The 1740-nt window shown below is 57.8% G+C and carries 2 protein-coding genes; one reads left to right on the top strand and one right to left on the bottom strand.

Annotated features, from left to right (window positions below):
- The coding region (locus WA354_RS18365; protein ID WP_472814471.1) for an AraC family transcriptional regulator at positions 1-525 on the top strand (525 nt) is incomplete at its 5' end.
- A 331-nt stretch (positions 526-856) separates the two neighbouring features.
- Here WA354_RS18365 and WA354_RS18360 read toward each other — a convergent pair.
- The coding region (locus WA354_RS18360; protein WP_472814470.1) for a CHAT domain-containing protein at positions 857-1740 on the bottom strand (884 nt) is incomplete at its 5' end.

Raw genomic sequence — 1740 nt, 5'->3', positions numbered from 1 at the left:
ATGGCTGTCGGCGTCACTTCGCTCGAACTGCTGGATGCATGTTCCCGGCTCGTGGACCTCATCGACAAGCCGCAGGATATTCCAATCCTCAGCAACCTGATCCAGCGCGAAATCATCTATCGATTGCTGCGCAGTCCGCAGGGTAAGCACCTTCGCGCCATCGCTACTTTGGGCGAACAGAGCCACCGTACCGCCAAAGCCGTTGAATGGCTGAGGATGAATTATGCCAAGCCGCTGCGCGTTGAGGAACTCGCGACCATGGCGCGCATGGGCGTTTCGACATTGCACCATCAATTCCGTTCACTCACCGCGATGAGTCCCCTGCAATACCAGAAGCAACTTCGCTTGCATGTCGCACGGGAGCGCATGCTCAGTGAGGGGCTGGATGCAGCAAGTGCTGCCTTCGAAGTGGGGTATGAAAGCGCGAGCCAGTTCAATCGTGAGTACAGCCGATTCTTTGGCGAACCCCCAATGCGCGATATCAAAGCTCGTCGTCTTGCCATCGTCGCAACAAGTCGAGACTGACAACGCCGAAATGCGGCACCACAATTCGCTATCTTCGCGGTAGGTGCCGAATCCGGCCTTCGCGCCGCTAAGCGGCAAAAGTATTGATACGTACCGGCTAGTCCTCTCACTATCTAATCGAACGATTGTCACGGAACTGGGGGTCGTCGACGACCGCGGCGGAGGGAACGATGGATCAGGTCTATCAAACATCAGGTCCATCATGGACCGCGCAACGGGATGGGTGGGATTTAGCGTTCCGAACCTGCGTTCGTTCGGGCGGTTTGCTTCTGCTTCTTCTCTTGCTTTGGCTATGAGGAAGCGTACCGGCGCGCGCAGAAGAGGTAACAGCTTAGAGCCCCGTGTAGATCTGCAGCGGTGCCCAGAAGAACGGTTTCCGAAACTCACCCTTTGCATGAAGCAGTTCGAGCTTGGCCTGCCGAAGCGCCGCTGCGGGTGGCTTTCCGTCTTCCAAACCCTGATACAACGAACCCATCAACCGCGGCGTGGATTCGTCGCTGACTTCCCACAATGCGCCGATCACATTATGCGCACCTGCACGCATAAATGCCCACGCCAGGCCCACCAGTCCTTCTCCAACGTAGGATCGCGTGCCGCTCCCATAACATGCCGAGATCGTGACCAGACGCGCCCGGATCGGATGCTGCATGATGTCGCGCGCGTGCAGCTTGAAAGAGTCTTCTTCCGCAGTGGAACGCGAGAGGATGATCGACGAGTCCAGCGGATCGGTGCGGCTGGCAACGCCGTGAGCAACAAAATGGATGTAGGCGAATTGCTGCGGCGCGCTGGCGAGATAAGAGGCCGCCGTGGCCCGCTCCCGCGCAAAGATTGTCTCGTCCTGAGCGGGGAAGTGTTGCTCGATCTGTTTCATCTCCGTTGCGGCTTTGGGCAGTTCTGGGTAATCGGAGTTCGGTGAGATAGCGTCTCCGACGAGGAGCAACTTATTCCCGCCCCGTACGACTGGCTTTGCTGAAGCGAGCATATGCAGGGACGGCGCCGAAATGAGAGTCGCGTCTTCAATGAAGTAATGCGGAGCCGGCGCGGGAGCAATCAGCGTTTCGAAGTTGAACCTACTCAACGTTCCGTCGTCCAGAATCATCACTGTCGATCCGGGCCGAATGAGCTCACGCGCCGGCGCGACAAGTGTTTGATAGAGTGCAACGCCATCGCCGTTGGAGGCCTCTAGTGGATCGCTCAAGCCCAGCAGAGTTTTGC

The organism is Occallatibacter sp., from assembly GCF_049802275.1.
In the GTDB taxonomy this organism is placed as follows: Bacteria; Acidobacteriota; Terriglobia; order Terriglobales; family Acidobacteriaceae; genus Telmatobacter.
This window is presented reverse-complemented; position numbering and strand designations above follow the sequence as displayed.